This window comes from Actinoplanes flavus (assembly GCF_017592555.1).
Taxonomy (GTDB): domain Bacteria; phylum Actinomycetota; class Actinomycetes; order Mycobacteriales; family Micromonosporaceae; genus Actinoplanes; species Actinoplanes flavus.
The window spans coordinates 264,993-281,665 of record NZ_JAGFNS010000004.1 but is presented as its reverse complement, the minus strand read 5'-3'; the positions used below and the strand labels follow the sequence as shown (position 1 = coordinate 281,665).

At 72.6% G+C, this 16,673-nt stretch carries 11 protein-coding genes; 4 read left to right on the top strand and 7 right to left on the bottom strand.

From position 1 onward, the window contains the following. Nucleotides 1–9 precede the first annotated feature (9 nt). Nucleotides 10–1,215, bottom strand: coding sequence for a 4-hydroxyphenylpyruvate dioxygenase (hppD, locus tag J5X75_RS08480; protein WP_208466752.1), 1,206 nt, complete (start codon nucleotides 1,213–1,215; stop codon nucleotides 10–12). Nucleotides 1,216–1,446: 231 nt separating this feature from the next. On the opposite strand from hppD, the gene J5X75_RS08475 reads away from it, so the two are divergent. Then, nucleotides 1,447–5,424, top strand: a complete 3,978-nt coding sequence (locus J5X75_RS08475; protein WP_208466751.1) for a tetratricopeptide repeat protein — start codon at nucleotides 1,447–1,449, stop codon at nucleotides 5,422–5,424. 116 nt (nucleotides 5,425–5,540) lie between these two features. Further along, a complete protein-coding gene (locus J5X75_RS08470) occupies nucleotides 5,541–5,999 on the top strand; it encodes a MaoC family dehydratase (protein WP_208466750.1) in 459 nt (152 codons plus the stop codon). 20 nt (nucleotides 6,000–6,019) lie between these two features. Here J5X75_RS08470 and J5X75_RS08465 read toward each other — a convergent pair whose 3' ends face one another. The 4 genes from J5X75_RS08465 to J5X75_RS08450 all read right to left on the bottom strand — a co-directional run bounded on the left by J5X75_RS08465 (nucleotide 6,020) and on the right by J5X75_RS08450 (nucleotide 11,723). Beyond that, nucleotides 6,020–8,800 carry a hypothetical protein gene (locus tag J5X75_RS08465; RefSeq protein WP_208466749.1) on the bottom strand — a complete coding sequence of 927 codons (2,781 nt, stop codon included), beginning with the start codon at nucleotides 8,798–8,800 and terminating at the stop codon, nucleotides 6,020–6,022. A 42-nt stretch (nucleotides 8,801–8,842) separates the two neighbouring features. Then, entirely contained in the window at nucleotides 8,843–10,039 is a 1,197-nt protein-coding gene (locus tag J5X75_RS08460; protein WP_208466748.1) for an RNA polymerase sigma factor, read from the bottom strand. Further along, a complete protein-coding gene (locus J5X75_RS08455; RefSeq protein WP_208466747.1) occupies nucleotides 10,036–10,407 on the bottom strand; it encodes a YciI family protein in 372 nt (123 codons plus the stop codon). The genes J5X75_RS08460 and J5X75_RS08455 overlap by 4 nt, the downstream gene beginning before the upstream one ends. An 80-nt stretch (nucleotides 10,408–10,487) precedes the next feature. Then, nucleotides 10,488–11,723, bottom strand: a complete 1,236-nt coding sequence (locus tag J5X75_RS08450) for an alpha-amylase family glycosyl hydrolase (RefSeq protein ID WP_208466746.1) — start codon at nucleotides 11,721–11,723, stop codon at nucleotides 10,488–10,490. Nucleotides 11,724–11,849: 126 nt separating this feature from the next. Between J5X75_RS08450 and J5X75_RS08445 the strand changes: the two genes are divergently transcribed. Then, nucleotides 11,850–13,013 carry a serine hydrolase domain-containing protein gene (locus J5X75_RS08445; protein ID WP_208466745.1) on the top strand — a complete coding sequence of 388 codons (1,164 nt, stop codon included), beginning with the start codon at nucleotides 11,850–11,852 and terminating at the stop codon, nucleotides 13,011–13,013. Here J5X75_RS08445 and J5X75_RS08440 read toward each other — a convergent pair. Beyond that, nucleotides 13,007–15,334, bottom strand: a complete 2,328-nt coding sequence (locus J5X75_RS08440; protein WP_208466744.1) for an SDR family NAD(P)-dependent oxidoreductase — start codon at nucleotides 15,332–15,334, stop codon at nucleotides 13,007–13,009. The two genes, J5X75_RS08445 and J5X75_RS08440, sit on opposite strands and share 7 nt — an antisense overlap. A gap of 48 nt (nucleotides 15,335–15,382) precedes the next feature. On the opposite strand from J5X75_RS08440, the gene J5X75_RS08435 reads away from it, so the two are divergent. Beyond that, on the top strand, nucleotides 15,383–16,351 hold the full coding sequence (locus J5X75_RS08435) for a DUF1152 domain-containing protein (protein WP_208466743.1): 969 nt from the start codon (nucleotides 15,383–15,385) through the stop codon (nucleotides 16,349–16,351). Nucleotides 16,352–16,358: 7 nt separating this feature from the next. Here the strand turns inward: J5X75_RS08435 and J5X75_RS08430 are convergent, their stop codons facing one another. Beyond that, on the bottom strand, nucleotides 16,359–16,661 hold the full coding sequence (locus J5X75_RS08430) for a hypothetical protein (protein WP_208466742.1): 303 nt from the start codon (nucleotides 16,659–16,661) through the stop codon (nucleotides 16,359–16,361). Nucleotides 16,662–16,673: the final 12 nt, after the last annotated feature.

Genomic DNA, 16,673 nt, shown 5'->3' with positions numbered 1-16,673 from the left:
CCGATCAGGTCAGAAGTTGCCGCGCTTGGCCTGCTCGCGCTCGATCGCCTCGAACAGCGCCTTGAAGTTGCCCTTGCCGAAACCGAGCGACCCGTGCCGCTCGATCAGCTCGAAGAAGACGGTGGGCCGGTCGCCGATCGGCTTCGTGAAGATCTGCAGCAGATAGCCGTCCTCGTCCCGGTCTACCAGAATGCCGCGCTTCTGCAGCTCCTCGATCGGGACCCGGACATTGCCGATACGGGCCCGCAGCTCCGGGTCCTCGTAGTAGGAGTCCGGCGTCGCCAGGAACTCGACACCCTCCTCGACCAGCGCGTCGACGGCCTGCAGGATGTCGTTGGTGGCCAGCGCCAGGTGCTGCGCGCCGGGGCCGCGGTAGAACTCCAGGTACTCGTCGATCTGCGACTTCTTCTTGCCGAGCGCCGGCTCGTTGAGCGGGAACTTGACCCGGTGGTTGCCGGACGCCACCACCTTGCTCATCAGCGCCGAGTAGTCGGTGGCGATGTCGTCGCCGATGAACTCGGCCATGTTCGTGAAGCCCATGACCCGGTTGTAGAAGTCCACCCACTGGTCCATCGCGCCGAGCTCGACGTTGCCGACGATGTGGTCCAGCGCCTGGAAGATCCGCTTCGGCGCGCCGGGGCGCTTGCGGTGCGTCGAGGTCCGGGCCACGAAACCCGGGAGGTACGGGCCGGTGTAGTGCGTCCGGTTCACCAGGGTGTGCCGGGTTTCGCCGTACGCGGCGATGGCGGCGATCCGGACGGTGCCGAACTCGTCGGAGACGTCGTGCGGCTCCTCCAGCACGATGGCGCCCTGGGCGCGGGCGTGCTCGACGCACTTGTCCACGTCCGGCACGGTCAGCGCGATGTCGGTGATGCCGTCACCGTGGCGGGCGTGGTGGGCGATGATCTCGCTGTCCGGGTCCACGCCGCCCTTGATGACGAACTTGATGGCGCCGCTCTTGAGCACATACGCCATGTGATCACGGTTGCCGGTCTCCGGCCCCGAGTACGCGATCAGCTCCATACCGAACGCGGACTGGAAGAAGTGCGCCGTCTGGGTGGCGTTGCCGACCGCCCACACGATCGCGTCCCACCCGGTGACCGGGAAGGGGTCGCCGGCGGAGTCGTACTCGACGAGCCCCACCAACTGCTTGAGAGTGGCGAGGTCAAGCTCGGCGAGCTTCTCCTCATCGGTCAGCGTGTCGTTGACAGACATCCTGCTCCCTTCTCCGCGGGCTGCTGTTGGAAGGCAGCCTGCTAAGGGAGTCCTCAGTGCGCAACAAGTCCATTCCGGCAAAGGCAAACTGCCCAAATCTACTTTCCGGTACGCCTTTCGGCTGCACAATCTGCCCAGCATTCGCCGTTCTGTCGTACACCACCATCCGGACCGGCCGCCGACCCGATGGACCGATGGCCCGGGGCGTATGACGCGGTCCACTATGGCGGGATGACGAGCGGGACGACGCCGGAACAGGTGGTCTCCGGGAGCCTGGTGTTCGGCGACGTGATCCTGATCAGCGGAGTCGCGGGCGACGTCACGATCCGCCCTCGGGCACTTCCGCCGTACCGGGTCGAGCCGTTGCGGGTGGCGGCCGAACCGCTGTCGCCGGCCGCCGCCCGGACCCAGCCCAGCCGGCTGCTGCTGCCCCGCCATCGGATCGTGCCGTTCGCCGGGCGCGACGACTGGCTGGCCGGGCTGGATTCGTGGGCGGACGGCGACGCGGGGCCGGTGCGTCTCGTGCACGCCGCCGGCGGCCAGGGCAAGACCCGGCTGGCGCTGGAGTTCGCCGCCCGCTGCGCCGAGCGCGGCTGGGCCGTGTGGCGGGCCGCCCACACCGGCACGCCGGGAGTCACCACGCCGAGCCGGGTGGCGCTGCCCGCCGCCGGGCGGGCCCTGATCGTGCTGGACTACGCCGACCGATGGCCGCCGTCGCACCTGCTGGCCTTGCTCGGCGACCTGGCCAACGTCGCCGTACGGACGCCGTTGACGATCCGGGTGCTGCTGCTCGCCCGCTCGGTGGGGTACTGGTGGCCCGCCGTGACCGCCCGGCTGGACAGCGATCTCGGCGTCACCGCCGACGACCTTCCGCTTCCTGCCCTTCCGGCGGCGCTGGACCGCGGTGGGCTGTTCCGCACCGCGGCGGCACATTTCGCCGCCGCCCTCGACCTCGACGGCGGCGACTGGACCCCACCGCCGGGCCTCGACCGGCCCGGGTACGCCCAGGTGCTGGCGGTGCACATGGCCGCTCTCGCCACGGTCGACGCCCACCGGCACGGCCACCGGGTCCCGGCCGAGCCACACGCGATCTCGGCGTACCTGCTGCGCCGCGAAGCCGACACCTGGCGGCGAACGCCCACCCCACCTCGGATGATGCACCGCACCACCTACGCGGCGACCCTGACCGGGCCGCTGTCCCGGCCCGCCGCACGCGACGTCCTCGGCCGGGCCGGCCTGGCCGGCCTGGCCGGCACCACCCCGGCCGCCGATCAGCTCATCGACGACCACCTCACCTGCCACCCCGCCACGGATCCGGGCACCGTGCTGGAGCCACTGCGTCCCGACCGGCTCGGCGAGGACCTGATCGGCCTCACGACTCCCGGCCACGGGCACCACACGGGCCTCACCGACGACTGGGCGCTGACCGCCCCGGCCGCCCTCCTCACCGCCGGAGACACGCGGCCGGCCTGGACGCCGGGCGCCGTCACGGTCCTCATCGAGACCGCGCACCGCTGGCCGCACGTCGCCGACCGGATTCTCGGCCCGCTGCTGCTCGACAGTCCGCGCCTGGCCCTCGATGCGGGCGGGGCCGCACTCACCCGCCTCGCGGACATCCCCGGCATCGATCCGGCGGTGCTCGAGGCGATCGACGCGCTGCTGCCCGCCGCTCCGCACACCGACCTCGACGTCGCCGCAGCCGCGATCACCACCCGCCTGACCCGGCACCGCCTCGCCGCCACCGACGAGCCCGCCGAGCGAGCCGACATCCATCTCGCCCACGGCCGTCGGCTGCTGCTAACCGGCCGTTCCGGGGAGGCCGTGGCCGCGATCAAGGAAGCCGTGGTCATCTTCCGGAGACTCGCCGAGGTGAACCCGGACGACGATCTGCCCTACTTCGCAAGGTCGTCGATGGCCTACGCCGATGCCCTGACCGAGATGGGGCACTGGCCGGAGGCGCTGGCCGCCGCCCAGGAGGCGCACCAGTCCTACCAGCGGATGGTCGATGTCAATCCCGGCGCCTTCCTTCCCGAATACGCGGCGTCGTCGGTCGTGCTCAGCATGGCGTTGTACGGTCTGGGCAACCGAGACAAGGCGCGGAGCCTGAATGAGGAGGCCGTGGTGGCCTTCCGGCGGTTGGCGGAAACCCACCCGAACGAATTCGCCCCCGGTTATGCAAGCGCACTGGCCTGGTCCGCGAACCTCCAAGCCGAAGTGGGCCGCTGGCCCGAGGCGCTCGCAGCGGCGGAGGAGGCAACCGAGCTGTTCCATCGGGCCGTCGAGACGAACCCCACTTCGTGGCTGCCCGATTTCGCGGCATCATCGGCCAACCTCGGAAAGTTCCTCCTCGGCATGGGCCAGTCAGAACGTGCCCTGGACGTCACCGAGAAGGCCGTCGCAGCCTTCCGGCGACTGATGGAGGTCAACCCGGACGGCCATCTGCCGGGTGTGGTGGTATCGCTGACGAACCTCGCCACCTCGCTGGCCGCGCAGGGACACCGCGAGCGCGCCCTGAGCACGGCGGAGGAGGCGGCGGCGATCTGCCGGCGGATGGCCGAGACCAATCCGGCCGCTCACCTGCCCATGCTTGCCCTGGCCCTGGGCGCCGTCAGCCTCAACCTGGGGCAGCTCGGCCGATCGAAGGAGGCCGTCGAGGTGGGCGACGAGGGCGTCCAGCTGTACCGGCGGCTGGTGACGGTGAACCCACACGCCCACCTTCCCGCTCTCGTCACCGCACTGAACAATCTCGTCACCCCGCTGTCCGCTCTCGGGCGCCGGCAGCAATCCCTGGATACCGCCCAGGAGGCCACCGCGATTGCCCGCCGCCTGATAGAAACCAGCGCGGAAGCCCACCGGCCGACCCTGGCCATGGCGCTCACGAACCTGAGCAAGGCCCACTCCGAACAGGGGCGCTTCGCGGAGGCCCTGGAGGCCGCTGAGGAGGGCACCGAGCTGTTCCGGAGGCTGGCTGAGACGAATCCGGGTGGCTTCCTGCCCGCGCTCGCCACATCGCTGTCCGCTCTCGGGATGTATCAGGGCGCCATGGGCCACGGTGAAGCCCTCGAGCGACTGGAGGAGGCCGTGACCGTCCGCCGCGAGCTCGCCCGGGTGAACCCGGGTGGGTACCTGCACGAGCTGGCGGCGTCGCTGACCGGCCTCGGTGTCCTGCTCGGCGAACTGAACCGTCACGAGGACTCCTTCGACGTGGGCGCCGAGGCCGTAGCCGTCCTCCGGCGGCTCGTCGAGGTGGATCACGACGCTCACCTGCCCGCGCTCGCGGCGGCTCTGGCCGGCTTCGAGATGGCGTCGTCCCGGCTCGGCCGCTGGCAGGAATCGCTGGGTCTTGCCGAGGAAGCCGTGGCGATCTACCGGAGGCTGGCCGAGGCTGCTCCCGACGCCTATCTTCCCGGCCTCTCGGAGCGTCTCCGTCAGGTCGCGCGGCTCCTGGTCGCCCTGGGGCGTGGGCGCGAAGCGGCGACCGCCGCCGAGGAAGCCGTCGACCTCCGTCGGAGAATGGCCGGGGCACAGCCGGAACTCTTCCTGTCCGGGCTACCGGGCTACCTGCACGACCTGGCCGTCGTCCGGCACGAACAGGGCCGCCGGAAGCGGGCACGGGTGGTGGTGAAGGAGGCGGTGGCCATCCACCGGCGACTGGCGGAAACGGATCCGGACACCTTCCTGCCCGCCCTCGCCGTGTCCCTGTCCACGCTCGCCGCCCATCGGGCCGAAGGCGGATGGTGGCAGGCGGCCCGGTCGATCGAGGCCGCCGAGGAGGCCGTCGCCGTCAACCGGCAGATGGCCGAGACCGAACCGGCCACGTTCCTACCCGTTCTGGCCAGTTCGCTGACCGACCTCGCGGTCTATCAGTACCGGTGGGGCTGGCCACAGCGGAAGCTCGCCGAAGCCCTCGCCGAGGAAGCCGTGGGCATCCACCGTCGGCTGGCTGATGAGAATCCGGCGGCACACCTCGGCGCGCTCGCGAAGTCCACCGCGAACTACGCGTCGATATGCGCGGCCTCCGGTGGCGACCTGCCACGTGCACTGGAAACCGTCACCGACGTGATCGACATGTGCCGGTCACCCGCCGGGCGTTCCCACCTGCCGCAGCTCATCCGCGCTCACGCCGAGATCCTCCACCGGCTGGGCCGCGCCGGCGAAGCGCGGCAACTGATCCGTCGGCTCGACCGGAGCGACAGGCAGTCTCCGTAGGATCACCGGCGCGGGACGGGTGCGCACCGTCTCCATCCCGGACAGGGCGATGTGCCCGGGCCCCTTAGGTTGGAGCCCCGATCACTGCACAATCTGCCCACGTCGCGAGGAGCCCCATGACCCGCTTCACCGGCATCGACGACCTGCTCGACCGCACCGACCTCGGGGTGAGCGACTGGCATCCGGTCGATCAGGACCGCATCGACCGGTTCGCCGAGGTGACCGGCGACCATCAGTGGATCCACACCGATCCGCGGCGGGCCGCCCGGGAGAGCCCGTTCGGCGGCACGATCGCCCACGGCGCGCTCACCCTGTCGCTGTGCATGACGTTCCTGACCGAGGTGGTCCAGGTCGATGGCGTTTCGCTGGTGGTCAACGGCGGTTTCGACAAGGTCCGCTTCCAGACGCCGGTTCCGGCCGGCTCCCGCCTGCGCGGCCTGGTCACCCTCCGCGACTTCCGCCGGATCGACGGCGGCGCTCGCCTGGTGGTCCGCACCCGGGCCGAGATCGAGGGCGTCACCCGCCCGGCCTGCGTCGCCGACCAGGTCCTGGCCCTCTACGCCACCGCCCGCTGAGATGGCCGGGCGGTGGACGATCAGACGGCCGGGGGTGTGATCGGGGAGACGGGTGGGGTGTCGAGGCCGGCTCGCAGATCGGCGAGACGGGCCGCCAGAGTGGGATTCAGGACGGCGAGGGCGGTCAGGTCGGTGCGCAGGTCCAGGGAGCGGGCCAGCAGGACGGCTCGGCCGGCTTCCAGCAGTTCGATCGCCTCGGCACGGTCCCCGGCGTTGAGGGCGCAGGCGGCGGCCAGGGAGGCGAACCCCTGGTTCGGCGCCAGCAGGCGTTCCTGGTCGGAGCGGGCGACGCCACGGTCGGCGGCCCGGGCGGCCAGCTCCAGACCGTGGCGGGCGGCGGTGGTGGCGTCGGCCCAGTCGGCGCGGTCCGCGGCGAGCATGGTCCAGCCACGGCCGGCCGCCGCGCGTACCGCTGTGGGGGTGATCGTGCTCGCCACCACCTCGCGGAAGTTGGCGACGGCCTCGGCCATGTCCGCCGGATCGGCGGTCTCGCCGTGCCGGCGCATGAGCGCCACGCCCAGGTTGGACCGGTAGATCAGGCGGCGCGGATCGCCGGGCCGGGCGATCCGCGCCGCCTCGCGGGCCGCCGCGACCGCCTCGTCCAGGTGGGCCGCCTCGCCGGTGCGGTCGAAGATCCGGATGAACAGGCCGCCCTGGTTGGAACGCCGGTCGGCGCGGTCCTCCGCGGCGGTCGCGGTGATCGCCGCGGCGAAATGCCGGCGAGCCTCGTCGAGCCGGCCCAGATGCTCCAGTGCCAGGGCGAGCAGTTCCTCGAAGCGGGGCGCCTCGCGGTCACCGGCCGGCACGAGACCGGCGGCCCGGCGTGCGGCGGACGCGGCTCCGTCGGCGTCGCCCGCCTCGCGCAGCGCCGCGGAGAGGTTGCCGAGGCGGCCGGGGACGTCCCGGTCGTTGTCCGGGGTGGCGTCCACGGCGTCACGCAGGCAGGACACCGCGGCGGCGAGGTCGGCGGCCGACCCGCGGGCGGTGAACCGTTCGTGCAGCGCGCTGCCCTGGTTGCCGAGGTAGCGGGGCCGGTCCGGGTGGTCGGCGGGAAGGCCGGCGAGAACCTCCCACCCGGCCTGGATCGCGTCGTCGAGGTCGCTCGCGGCCGCCGTCACCGTGTACCGGGTCTGCAACGCCACCGCCAGGCCGGCCAGCGCCGGCCGTCGCTGGCCGGCGCTCGGACCCGCCGCGGCCGTCGCCTGCCGCGCCCGGTCGACGGCCGCGTCCGCGTCGGTGCGGCTGCCGTCGCGTTCGGCGCGTTCCCGCAGTGCCATGGCCAGAGTGTTCAGCCGGGCCGGCAGCCAGCGGTCGCCGGCCGCCGATTCGGCCACCGCCCGGTCGGCCGTCGCGATGCTCTCGTCGAGCAGCGCGCGTTCCCGGCGCACGGTGTACGCCCGCAACAGCGCCGCGGCCAGGTTGGCGCGGCCGGAGGTGGTGGTCGCGGCCTCGCGGAGCACGGTGACCGCCTCGGCGATGTCGCCGTCCGGCGCGCCGGACTCGAACCGGGACTGCAGGGCCACACCCAGGGTGGCAAGGGCGGTGCGGCGCGACCGGATCCGGTCACCGGCGAGACGCAGCGCGGTACGCGCGTGCGCGACGGCGTGGTCGAGGTCGGCGGCCGTCCCGTGTTCCTCGTACCGCAGCCGGTGGGCCGCGCTGAGGGTGGTGAGCAGCGCGGGCCGCTCCGGGTAGCGCTCGTGGGCCGCCGCCACCGCGGTCTCCGCGGCGCGAACCGCGGCGTCCACGCCGTCCGGGCCGCTGGTGTCGCCGAGCGCCTCGGCTCGCGCCTGCAGGACGTTGCTCAGGTGGTGCCAGGCCCGGGCCACGACCGGGCCCGAGGGACCGAGCGTGGCGGCCGCCTCGACGGCCGCGCGCGCCCAGCGTGACGCGGCGTCCAGGTCCGCCGGGTCGCCGGTGCGCTCGAAGTGTTCGAGGCGGGCGACGCCGGCCGTCTGCCGCACCGAGACCCGGTTCGCGGGGTGTTCGACGCCCACCCGCTCGACCAGGTCGGCGGCGCGTTCCGCCATCGTCACCGCCTCGGCGCACCGGTCCGTGCTGCCGGTGTGGCGCCCGAGGTCCCGCAGCATCAGGGCGGTGTTGGACAGCCGGATCGCCGCCGCCACGGAGGGGCCGGGGCCGAGGGCGAGGCATTCGCGGCCGGCGGCGACGGCCGCCTCCAGGTCGGTGAGGTCACCGGTGGCGCGATATCGGGCGTACCGGCTCATGCTGACGTTCGACGCGATCGCGGGGCGGCTCGGATCACCGGCCGGACACCGCCGGTAGGCGTCGGCGGCCAGCTCGGCGGACTCGTGGATGTCGCGCGGGTCGCCGGTCTCCTCGGCCCGGGTGCGCAGGCCGTTGGCCAGGTTGGCCAGCCGGACCGCGAGGCGTGGATCGTCGTCGCGGGTGGCCCGGACCGCGTCGCGTCCGGTCTCGATGGCCCGTTCCAGGTCGGCCGGGTCCTGCCGCCGGTCGAAGCGCAGCCGTAGCGAGGCGGCGAGGTTGGTACGGGAGATCGCGTACGCGTCACTGCCCGGTTTCGCCGCGTCCCCGGCGGCCTGCCCGTAGTCCACACAGGCGTCCAGGTCGGCGGGATCGCCGAAGGCGGTGAACCGCTGGTGCAGGGCGCCGCTCAGGTTCGCCAGGCCGCCGGCGCGATCGGGGCTGTCCGCCGGTGTTCCGGCCAGCGCCTGGCGCAGCAGGTCGATGGCGGTGTCCAGGGCGGCGCGGTCCGGGGTACGCCCCGGGTTCCGCAGGATCGCGATGGCCTGGAGGGTGAGCGCCCGGCTGTCGTCCATCCGGTCATCGTCGCCGAGACGGGCGCCCGGCGAGAAGGCCGGTCACCGGCGCAGGCGGCGGGCCCGTGACTCCAGGTGGCGCTGTTCGGCGAGGCTGGCGGTGGCCTTCGCGGCCCGGCGGTAGCAGTCGTGGGCGGCGGCCCGGTCGCCGGAGCGTTCCAGCAGGTGGGCACGGACCGACAGGAGGCGGTGGTGGCCGGCCATCCGGTCGTCGCCGTCCAGCGTGGCCAGCAGGGCCAGACCGGCGGCGGGGCCGTCGATCTCGGCCAGGGCGATGGCGCGATTCAGGGTGACCATCGGGTTCGGGGCTATCCGCTCCAGGATCAGGTAGAGGGCGTGGATCTGGCGCCAGTCGGTGCCGGCCGCGGTGGGTGCGTCGGCGTGGGTGGCCGCGATCGCCGCCTGCAACGGGTACGGCCCGAGCGCCGTCCCGGCCAGCGACGCCTTCGCCAGCGCCATGCCCTCGGTCACCTGCGCCCGGTCCCAGCCGGTGCGGTCCTGCTCGTCGAGCGGCACCAGGTCGCCCGACGCGGTGGTGCGGGTGTTCCGGCGCGCGTCGGTGAGCAGCATCAACGCCAGCAGCCCGGTCACCTCGCTGTCGTCGGGCAGCCGGGCGTGCACGAGCCGGGTCAGGCGGATCGCCTCCCGGGCCAGGTCGGCGCGATGCAGGCGGTCACCGGACGAGGCCGTGTAGCCCTCGTTGAAGATCAGGTAGAGGACGTGCAGGACGACCGTCAGCCGGTCCGGGCCGGGCGGCGGGAAGGAGCCTCCGGCGGCCCGGATCCGCTGCTTGGCGCGGCTGATCCGGGCCGCCATGGTCGCCTCCGGCACCAGGAACGCGCGGGCGATCTCGGCCGTCGTGAGGCCACCCACCGCCCGCAGCGTCAGCGCGGTCTGCGACGCCGGGGTCAGCGCCGGATGGCAGCACAGGAACAGCAGCGACAGCGTGTCGTCGGTGTCCGGCACCTCCGGCGGCGTCTCGGCGGAGACGGCCGCCTCCCGTACCCGGCGGGCCTGTTCACTGCGCACCTGGTCGACGAGCCGGCGGGACGCGACGGTGGTCAGCCAGGCGCGCGGGCTCTCCGGCACGCCCTCGCCGGGCCACTGCACGGTCGCGGCGAGGACGGCCTCCTGCATGGCGTCCTCGCAGTCCTCGAAGCGGCCGTGCCGGCGGACCAGCGCGCCGAGGACCTGTGGCGCGAACTCGCGCAACAGGTCCTCGATGGCCGGTTCGGTCACGCGTCGAGGTTGCCGTCGGCGAACATCACCGGGCGCACCTCGACACCGAGGCCCTCGATCGCGGCGTCCGGGATCTTCGCGGCCAGGGCGACGGCGCGCTCGCGGTCCTCGCAGTCGACCAGGTAGAAGCCGCCGAGGAACTCCTTCGCCTCCGCGTACGGGCCGTCGGTGACGACGGGCGCGGCACCGCGTACCGAAACCACCGCGGCCTGGGAGGGGTCGGCGAGCGCGAGTGTGGTGATCAGCTCGCCGGACGCCTTGATCTCCTCCATGAACTTTCCGTGGCCATCGCCGATGGCCGCCTTCTCCTCCTCGGTCAGGGCGTCCAGCACGGCCGGGTTGATGTGCAGGCTGATCAGGAAACGCATCGTCGTTCTCCTCTTCGGGGTTGCTGTCGACCGTTGGTCGGAGCCGTTCCCGTCGCCTTGACATCCTCCCCCGGGAAATCTCAGCCGAGAATCTGCCAGCCGTGCGCGGGGACGGCCGCCGGTGTGCCGCCGTCACCCTCCAGCACCCGTAGCCCGGCCACGTCGACGTCGAACGTGGTCTCGGTGTCGCCGACGTTGAGCAGGGTGATCAGGCGGTTTCCGGGTGCGGTGGAGACCAGGGCGGCGGCCGTGTTGGTCAAGGACAGGGACGCGGTACGCGCGTGCGTGAGCCACGGATGCCGACGGCGCATCCCGATCAGCCGCTGGTGCAGGCGATAGGTCGGCCACCCGTACGCCGAAAGGTCCTCGGGTTTGGCGGGAAAGAGCGGGCGGACGTCGTCGTCGCCACCGGCACGATCGTGCTTCACGCCGCGGTAGGCCTGCTCGTCGCCGTAGTAGACGCTCGGGGCGCCGCCGGTGGTGAACAGCACGGCCAGGGCGTGACCGATATGGCGTACGTCGTCGAGCTTGCTGGCCAGGCGGGTGACGTCGTGGTTGCCGACGAAGGTCAGCGGCAGCCCGGCGTCGAGGACGTCGCCGTGCCGTTCCAGGGCCCAGACCAGCTCGAACAGGTTGCGGTCGTTGAGGCTGCTCCAGATGGCCTTCCACAGCTCGTACTGGGTGATCGAGTCGAGGCCGCTCTCGCGCAGATAGGCCGGGTAGTCGCCGTGGATCAGCTCGCCGGTGAACCAGGCGTCCGGATGGCGTGAACGCACCCGGTCGACGGCGGCTCGCCAGAATCGTGGCGGCACCGCGTAGGCGGCGTCCAGCCGCCAGCCGGAGACACCGCGATCGAGCCAGTGGTTCATGACCCGGACCACGTGGTCGAGGACCTCGGGTTCGTCGTGGTTCAGGGCGACGAGCGCGTGGTGGCCCTCGAACACCTCGACGTCGTCCGGTCCGGGGCCGGTGTGCCGGAACCAGTGCCGGGGCGCCGAGAAGCCGCGGCCGACATGATTGAAGACACCGTCGAGCATCACCCGCACACCCCGCGACTGGGCGGCGGCGACCAGCTCATCGAAGTCGGCGTCGTCACCGAGGCGCGGATCGATGGCGAAATGGTCGACGGTGTCGTAGCCGTGCGTCCCGGAGGCGAAGACCGGCCCGAGTTGCAGGCCGTTGACACCCATCTCGACGGCGTAGTCCAGCCAGTCGACGAGGTGACCGAACCGGTGGCCGGGACCCCGGTGCAGCCCGCCGGTGAAGCCGAGCGGATAGACGTGCCACCAGATGGCGTGATCGGCCCAGTTGCTCATCCTGGTAACGGTAACCGGGTGGGGTCAGCACCACCTTGGTCCGGGAGCTAGCCGGATGGGAATGATTCATGAACCTTCATACGGTCGATGGGCAGCATTTCCCGCATCCGTATGGAGGGCATGAACATGCGCGTACACCTGCGTCGATTCGGCGCGGCCGCCGCTCTGACCGCGATCGCCGTCGGGGTCGCCGCGGCACCGGTCTCGGCCGCCACCCGGCCCGGCCCGTTACCGGCCGCCGTCGACGATCTGCACGAGCTGGGCATCACCGGGGTGCAGGGCTTCACCCGGGTCGACGGGGTGGTCAGCCGGGCGCGCGCCGGGGTCGGCGATCTCGAGCGCGGCACGCCGGTGCCGATGGACGGCTATTTCCGGATCGGCAGCAACACCAAGACGTACGTCGCCGTGGTCGTGTTGCAGTTGGTCGGCGAGGGCCGGCTGAGCCTGGACGACACCGTCGACCGGTGGCTGCCGGGTGTGGTCGCCGGCAACGGCAACGACGGTCGCCGGATCACCGTCCGGCAGCTGTTGCAGCACACCAGCGGCCTCTACAACTACACCCGCGACATGTCCGGGCTGTTCACCGAGGAGGGCTTCCGGGAGCACCGCTTCGACCACTGGGAGGACGCCGACCTGGTCGCCCTCGCGATGCGGCACGAGCCGGGTTTCGCGCCCGGCACGAGCTGGGACTACTCCAACACCAACTACATTCTCGCCGGGATGGTGATCGAGAAGGTCACCGGGCGGCCGTGGGAGTCCGAGGTCCGTACCCGGATCCTGCGCCCGCTCGGCCTGTCCGAGACGTCGGCGCCCGGCGACCGGTCGACGTTGCCGGGACCGCACGCCAAGGCCTACCAGCAGTGGCAGCCGGGCGCGGCGCTGTCCGACGTCACCCGGTGGAACCCGAGCGCGGCGAGCGCCGCCGGCGCCATGGTGAGCACGCCGTCGGACATCGCGCGATTCTGGCAGGCGCTCCAGGACGGGCGGCTGCTCAAGCCACGGCAGATGGCCCAGATGCACGAGACCGTCCTCGCCACCACCTACCAGGATTTCATTCCCGGAGGACGGTACGGGCTGGGCGTCATGTTCATCCCGAACCGGTGCGGCGGCTACTGGGGACACGGCGGCGACGTGCCCGGCGTCAGCACCGTCAACGGGGTCACCGCCGACGGTGACCGGGTCGCGGTGCTCGCCCTGAACTCGCAGCTGGCCGGTGAGGAGGCCGCCCTCGGCGTGCACCGGCGCACCATGCGCCTCGTCGACGACGTCCTCTGCGGGCCCGGTCACTGAGGTTCGGTGGCGGGGCGAGGGCCGTCCCGCAGCGGTTTGCCGGTGGCGGTGCGGCGCAACTCGGTCACGATGATGATCTCTTTCGGTCGCTCGGCGCGGGACAACCGGGTGGTCAGCCACTCCCGGAGCTGGCCGGCGGTCAGCGTACGGCCGGGGCCGATCTCCACGGTGGCCCGCAGCCGCCGGCCGAACTCGCTGTCCGCCACCGGCTCCAGCAGCACATCCGTGACGTCGGGGTGGCCGGTGATCACGGCGGCCACCGGGCCGGGGTACACGTTCTCGCCACCGGAGACGATCATGTCGTCGAGCCGGCCGTCGACGAACAGCCGCCCGGCCGGGTCGAGGTGGCCGAGATCGCCGGTGGGATGCCAGCGGCCGTCCGGATGCCAACCACGCACCCGGATCTCGCCGATGCGGCCCAGCGGCAGCGGTACGCCGTCCGCGCCGGCGATCCGGACCCGTACGCCGCGGGGCGCCCGTCCGACCGTGCCGGGCGCCGCCCGCAGATCGGCCGGGGTGGCCATCGCCGCCCAGCCGGCCTCGGTGGTGGCGTACATGTTGAACGTCCGGTCCCCGAGCCGTTCACGCAGCCGCCGGCACAGGCCGGCGTCGAGTGGGGCGGCGCCGCTGACCACCGCCCGCAGCGAGCCGAGATCCGGCCACGCCGCGTCCGGCAGGTCGCAGACGCGGCGCAGCTGGACCGGCAGCGCGAAGAGCAGCCCGGCCCGGTTGGCGGCGACCGCGTTCAGGATGCGCTCCGGGTCGCCACCGGGCACGAGCACCACCGGAGCGCCCAGGGTGAGGCCGGCGGACAGGTAGGTGAGCCCGTACCCGTGGTGCGGCGGGGTGGCCACGACGATGGGTTCGCCGGGGCGTACCGGGGTCAGCCGCAGGTGGGTGGTGACCGGACCGAGCAGCATGCGCAGCGGCAGTGGGCGGGAGACGGCGCGGGGCACGCCGGTGGTACCGGAGGTCAGCACGTACACGTTCCCCGGCCGCACCCGCCCGCCGGGTGAGGCGCCCTCACTGCTGATCAGATCCGGCCACGGTGTCGCGGGAAGGCCGGCGGTGAGGGCGCCCGGCTCGTGCACCAGCCGGCCGATGCGTTCCCGGCGCGCCACCGCTTCGAGCCGCTCGCCCGGCAGGTCGGGCGGCAGCAGGACGACGTCGGCGCCCAGCCGGGACAGACCGGCGGCCGCCGCCACGAAACCGCGGTGGCCGCCGCAGGCCAGCCCGACCCGGTCGCCGGGCCGCACACCGGCGGCGGCCGCGCCCGCCGCGCAGGCGGCGGCCATCACGTCCAGCTCCGGGTAGGTGACCGGCCCGTCCGCGTCGACCAGGGCGATCCCGCCGGGCGGCCCGGCGGCGAGCGCGGTGGCGAGACTGCGCCCGTGCCGGCGGCCGGCGCGCAGCAGCCGCAACAGCCGGGCGGGCCGCCAGAGCCCGGTCGCGGCCAGCACCCGCAACGGCTCGGCGGCGTCGATCGCCCGCACCCCGGCGGCCAGCGCCCGTTCGACGGTGCGGGGCATCATCGCCGAGATCACCGCGCCGAGCCGCGCCCACCACGGCGACCACGAACGGCGGTGCGCCACCGACCGGCAGACGATCTCCGCGGCCTCGGCCGCCGACATCATCGGGGCCCGCGCATAGTGGGCGGTCGGCGCGCTCATCCGGGTCCGGACCAGATTGAGGTACGCCGTACTGACCGTGACGTGATCGCGCCGCAGCTCGACGGCGGCGCCGCGCAGCCACGTGTCGAACGCGGCCTTCGACGAGTGGTAGGCCGACCAGTTCGGGGTGTGCAGGGACAATCCGGCCGTGGAGACGTTCACGATGTGCCCGCCGCCGGCCGCTCGCATCGCCGGCAGCAGCACGAGCAGCAGCTGGACCGGGCCCAGGTGGTTGACGCCGATGGTCCGCTGGATGTCGTGGAACCGGTCGGCGGTGTCCGCGACCGACCGCCGGATGGACCGCCCCGCGTTGCTCACCACGACGTCGATCCGCTGATAGCCGGCCACCAGCTCCGCGCCGAGGGCGGCGGCCGCCTCCGGCGACGACAGGTCGGCCGGGTGCGTGACGGCGCGACCGCCGGCCGCCTCGATCTCCGCGCGGACCTCGTCGAGCCGCTCGGCGGTGCGCGCGACCAGCAGCACGGTCGCGCCGGCCGCGGCGAGCCGGCGGGCGGTGGCGGCGCCGATCCCCTCGGAGGCGCCGGTGATCAGCACCGTGCGGCCGGCCACGGCGGCCCGCAACCGTCGTTCGCGCGGGCCGCGCCCGGTGATGCCCGCCATGATCCGCAAACAGCGCCCGAGGAGTTTCACCGGGCCATTGTGTGGCATCGATCGCCGCATGTTGGTGATCATTGGCGGGTGACGGATTTCGCCGCATCGCTGGCCACCCCTCCCCTGTTCGCCGCGCTCTCGTCGGCCCGCCGCGTGCTGATCGCCGGTGCGGGTGGCGGATTCGACATCTACGCCGGGCTGCCGCTGGCCCTCGCCCTGTGGAACAACGGCACCGAGGTGCACCTGGCGAACCTGTCGTTCTCCGAACTGGAACTGATCGACCGGGATGCCTGGATCTCCGATCAGGTGGTCGCGGTGACCGCGGCGACCACCACCCCGGACTGGTACTTCCCGGAAGGCACGCTGGCCCGCTGGCTGGCCGGACAGGGCTTGCCGTCGACGGTGCACGCCTTCCCGCCACTCGGTGTCCAGACGCTACGGGAGGCGTACCGGTTTCTCGTCGACCGCCTGGACATCGACGCCATCGTCCTGGTCGACGGCGGCACCGACATCCTGTGCCGCGGTGACGAGAACGGCGTCGGCACCCCGGTCGAGGACATCACCAGCCTCGGCGCGGTGGCCGGCATCGACGTACCGGTCAAGCTGGTCACCTGCCTCGGCTTCGGCATCGACGCCTACCACGGCGTCAACCACGTGCAGGTGCTGGAGAACCTGGCCGCCCTCGACCGGGAGGGCGGCTATCTGGGCGCCCTGTCGATTCCGGGCGCCAGCCGGGAGGCGGCGCTCTACCGGGAGGCGGTCGCCGACGCGCAGGCCGCCACCCCGGACCGGCCGAGCATCGTCAACGGCCAGATCGCGGCGGCCGTCGGCGGAGAGTTCGGCGACGTGCAGTTCACCCGGCGCACCAGCGGCAGCACCCTGTTCGTGAACCCGCTGATGGCCGTCTACTTCACCGTCGACCTGGACAGACTCGCCGCCCGCTGCCTCTATCTGGACCGGCTGGAGAACACCGTCGGCAGGCGGCAGGTGATCACCCGGATCGAGGCCTTCCGCAACGAGGTGACCGTCCGGATCCCTCGCGCCTATCCCCACTGAGGCCGGCTCAATCCTCGTCGTCGCCCTGGATCCTGCCACCCAGGGCTTCGGCGAGCCGGTGGGCGAGGCGCTCGGTGTCGCCGGAGTAGACGCCCTTGATGTCGACCTTGCCGCCGCGCCAGGTGAAGCTCGTCGCGTCGCCGTGCGGCTCGTAGATCCGCTGCGGCCCGATGTCGCTCCAGTCCACATAGCCGGTGAACCGCAGCTCAGGCGTGCTGTCGGCGAGTTCCTCCCAGTCCCGTCGGCTGATCGGATCGATCTCGCTCTCGAACCAGTTCTCCGCCCGGGTGATATGGAATTCGTACCCCATCCGCGACACTCT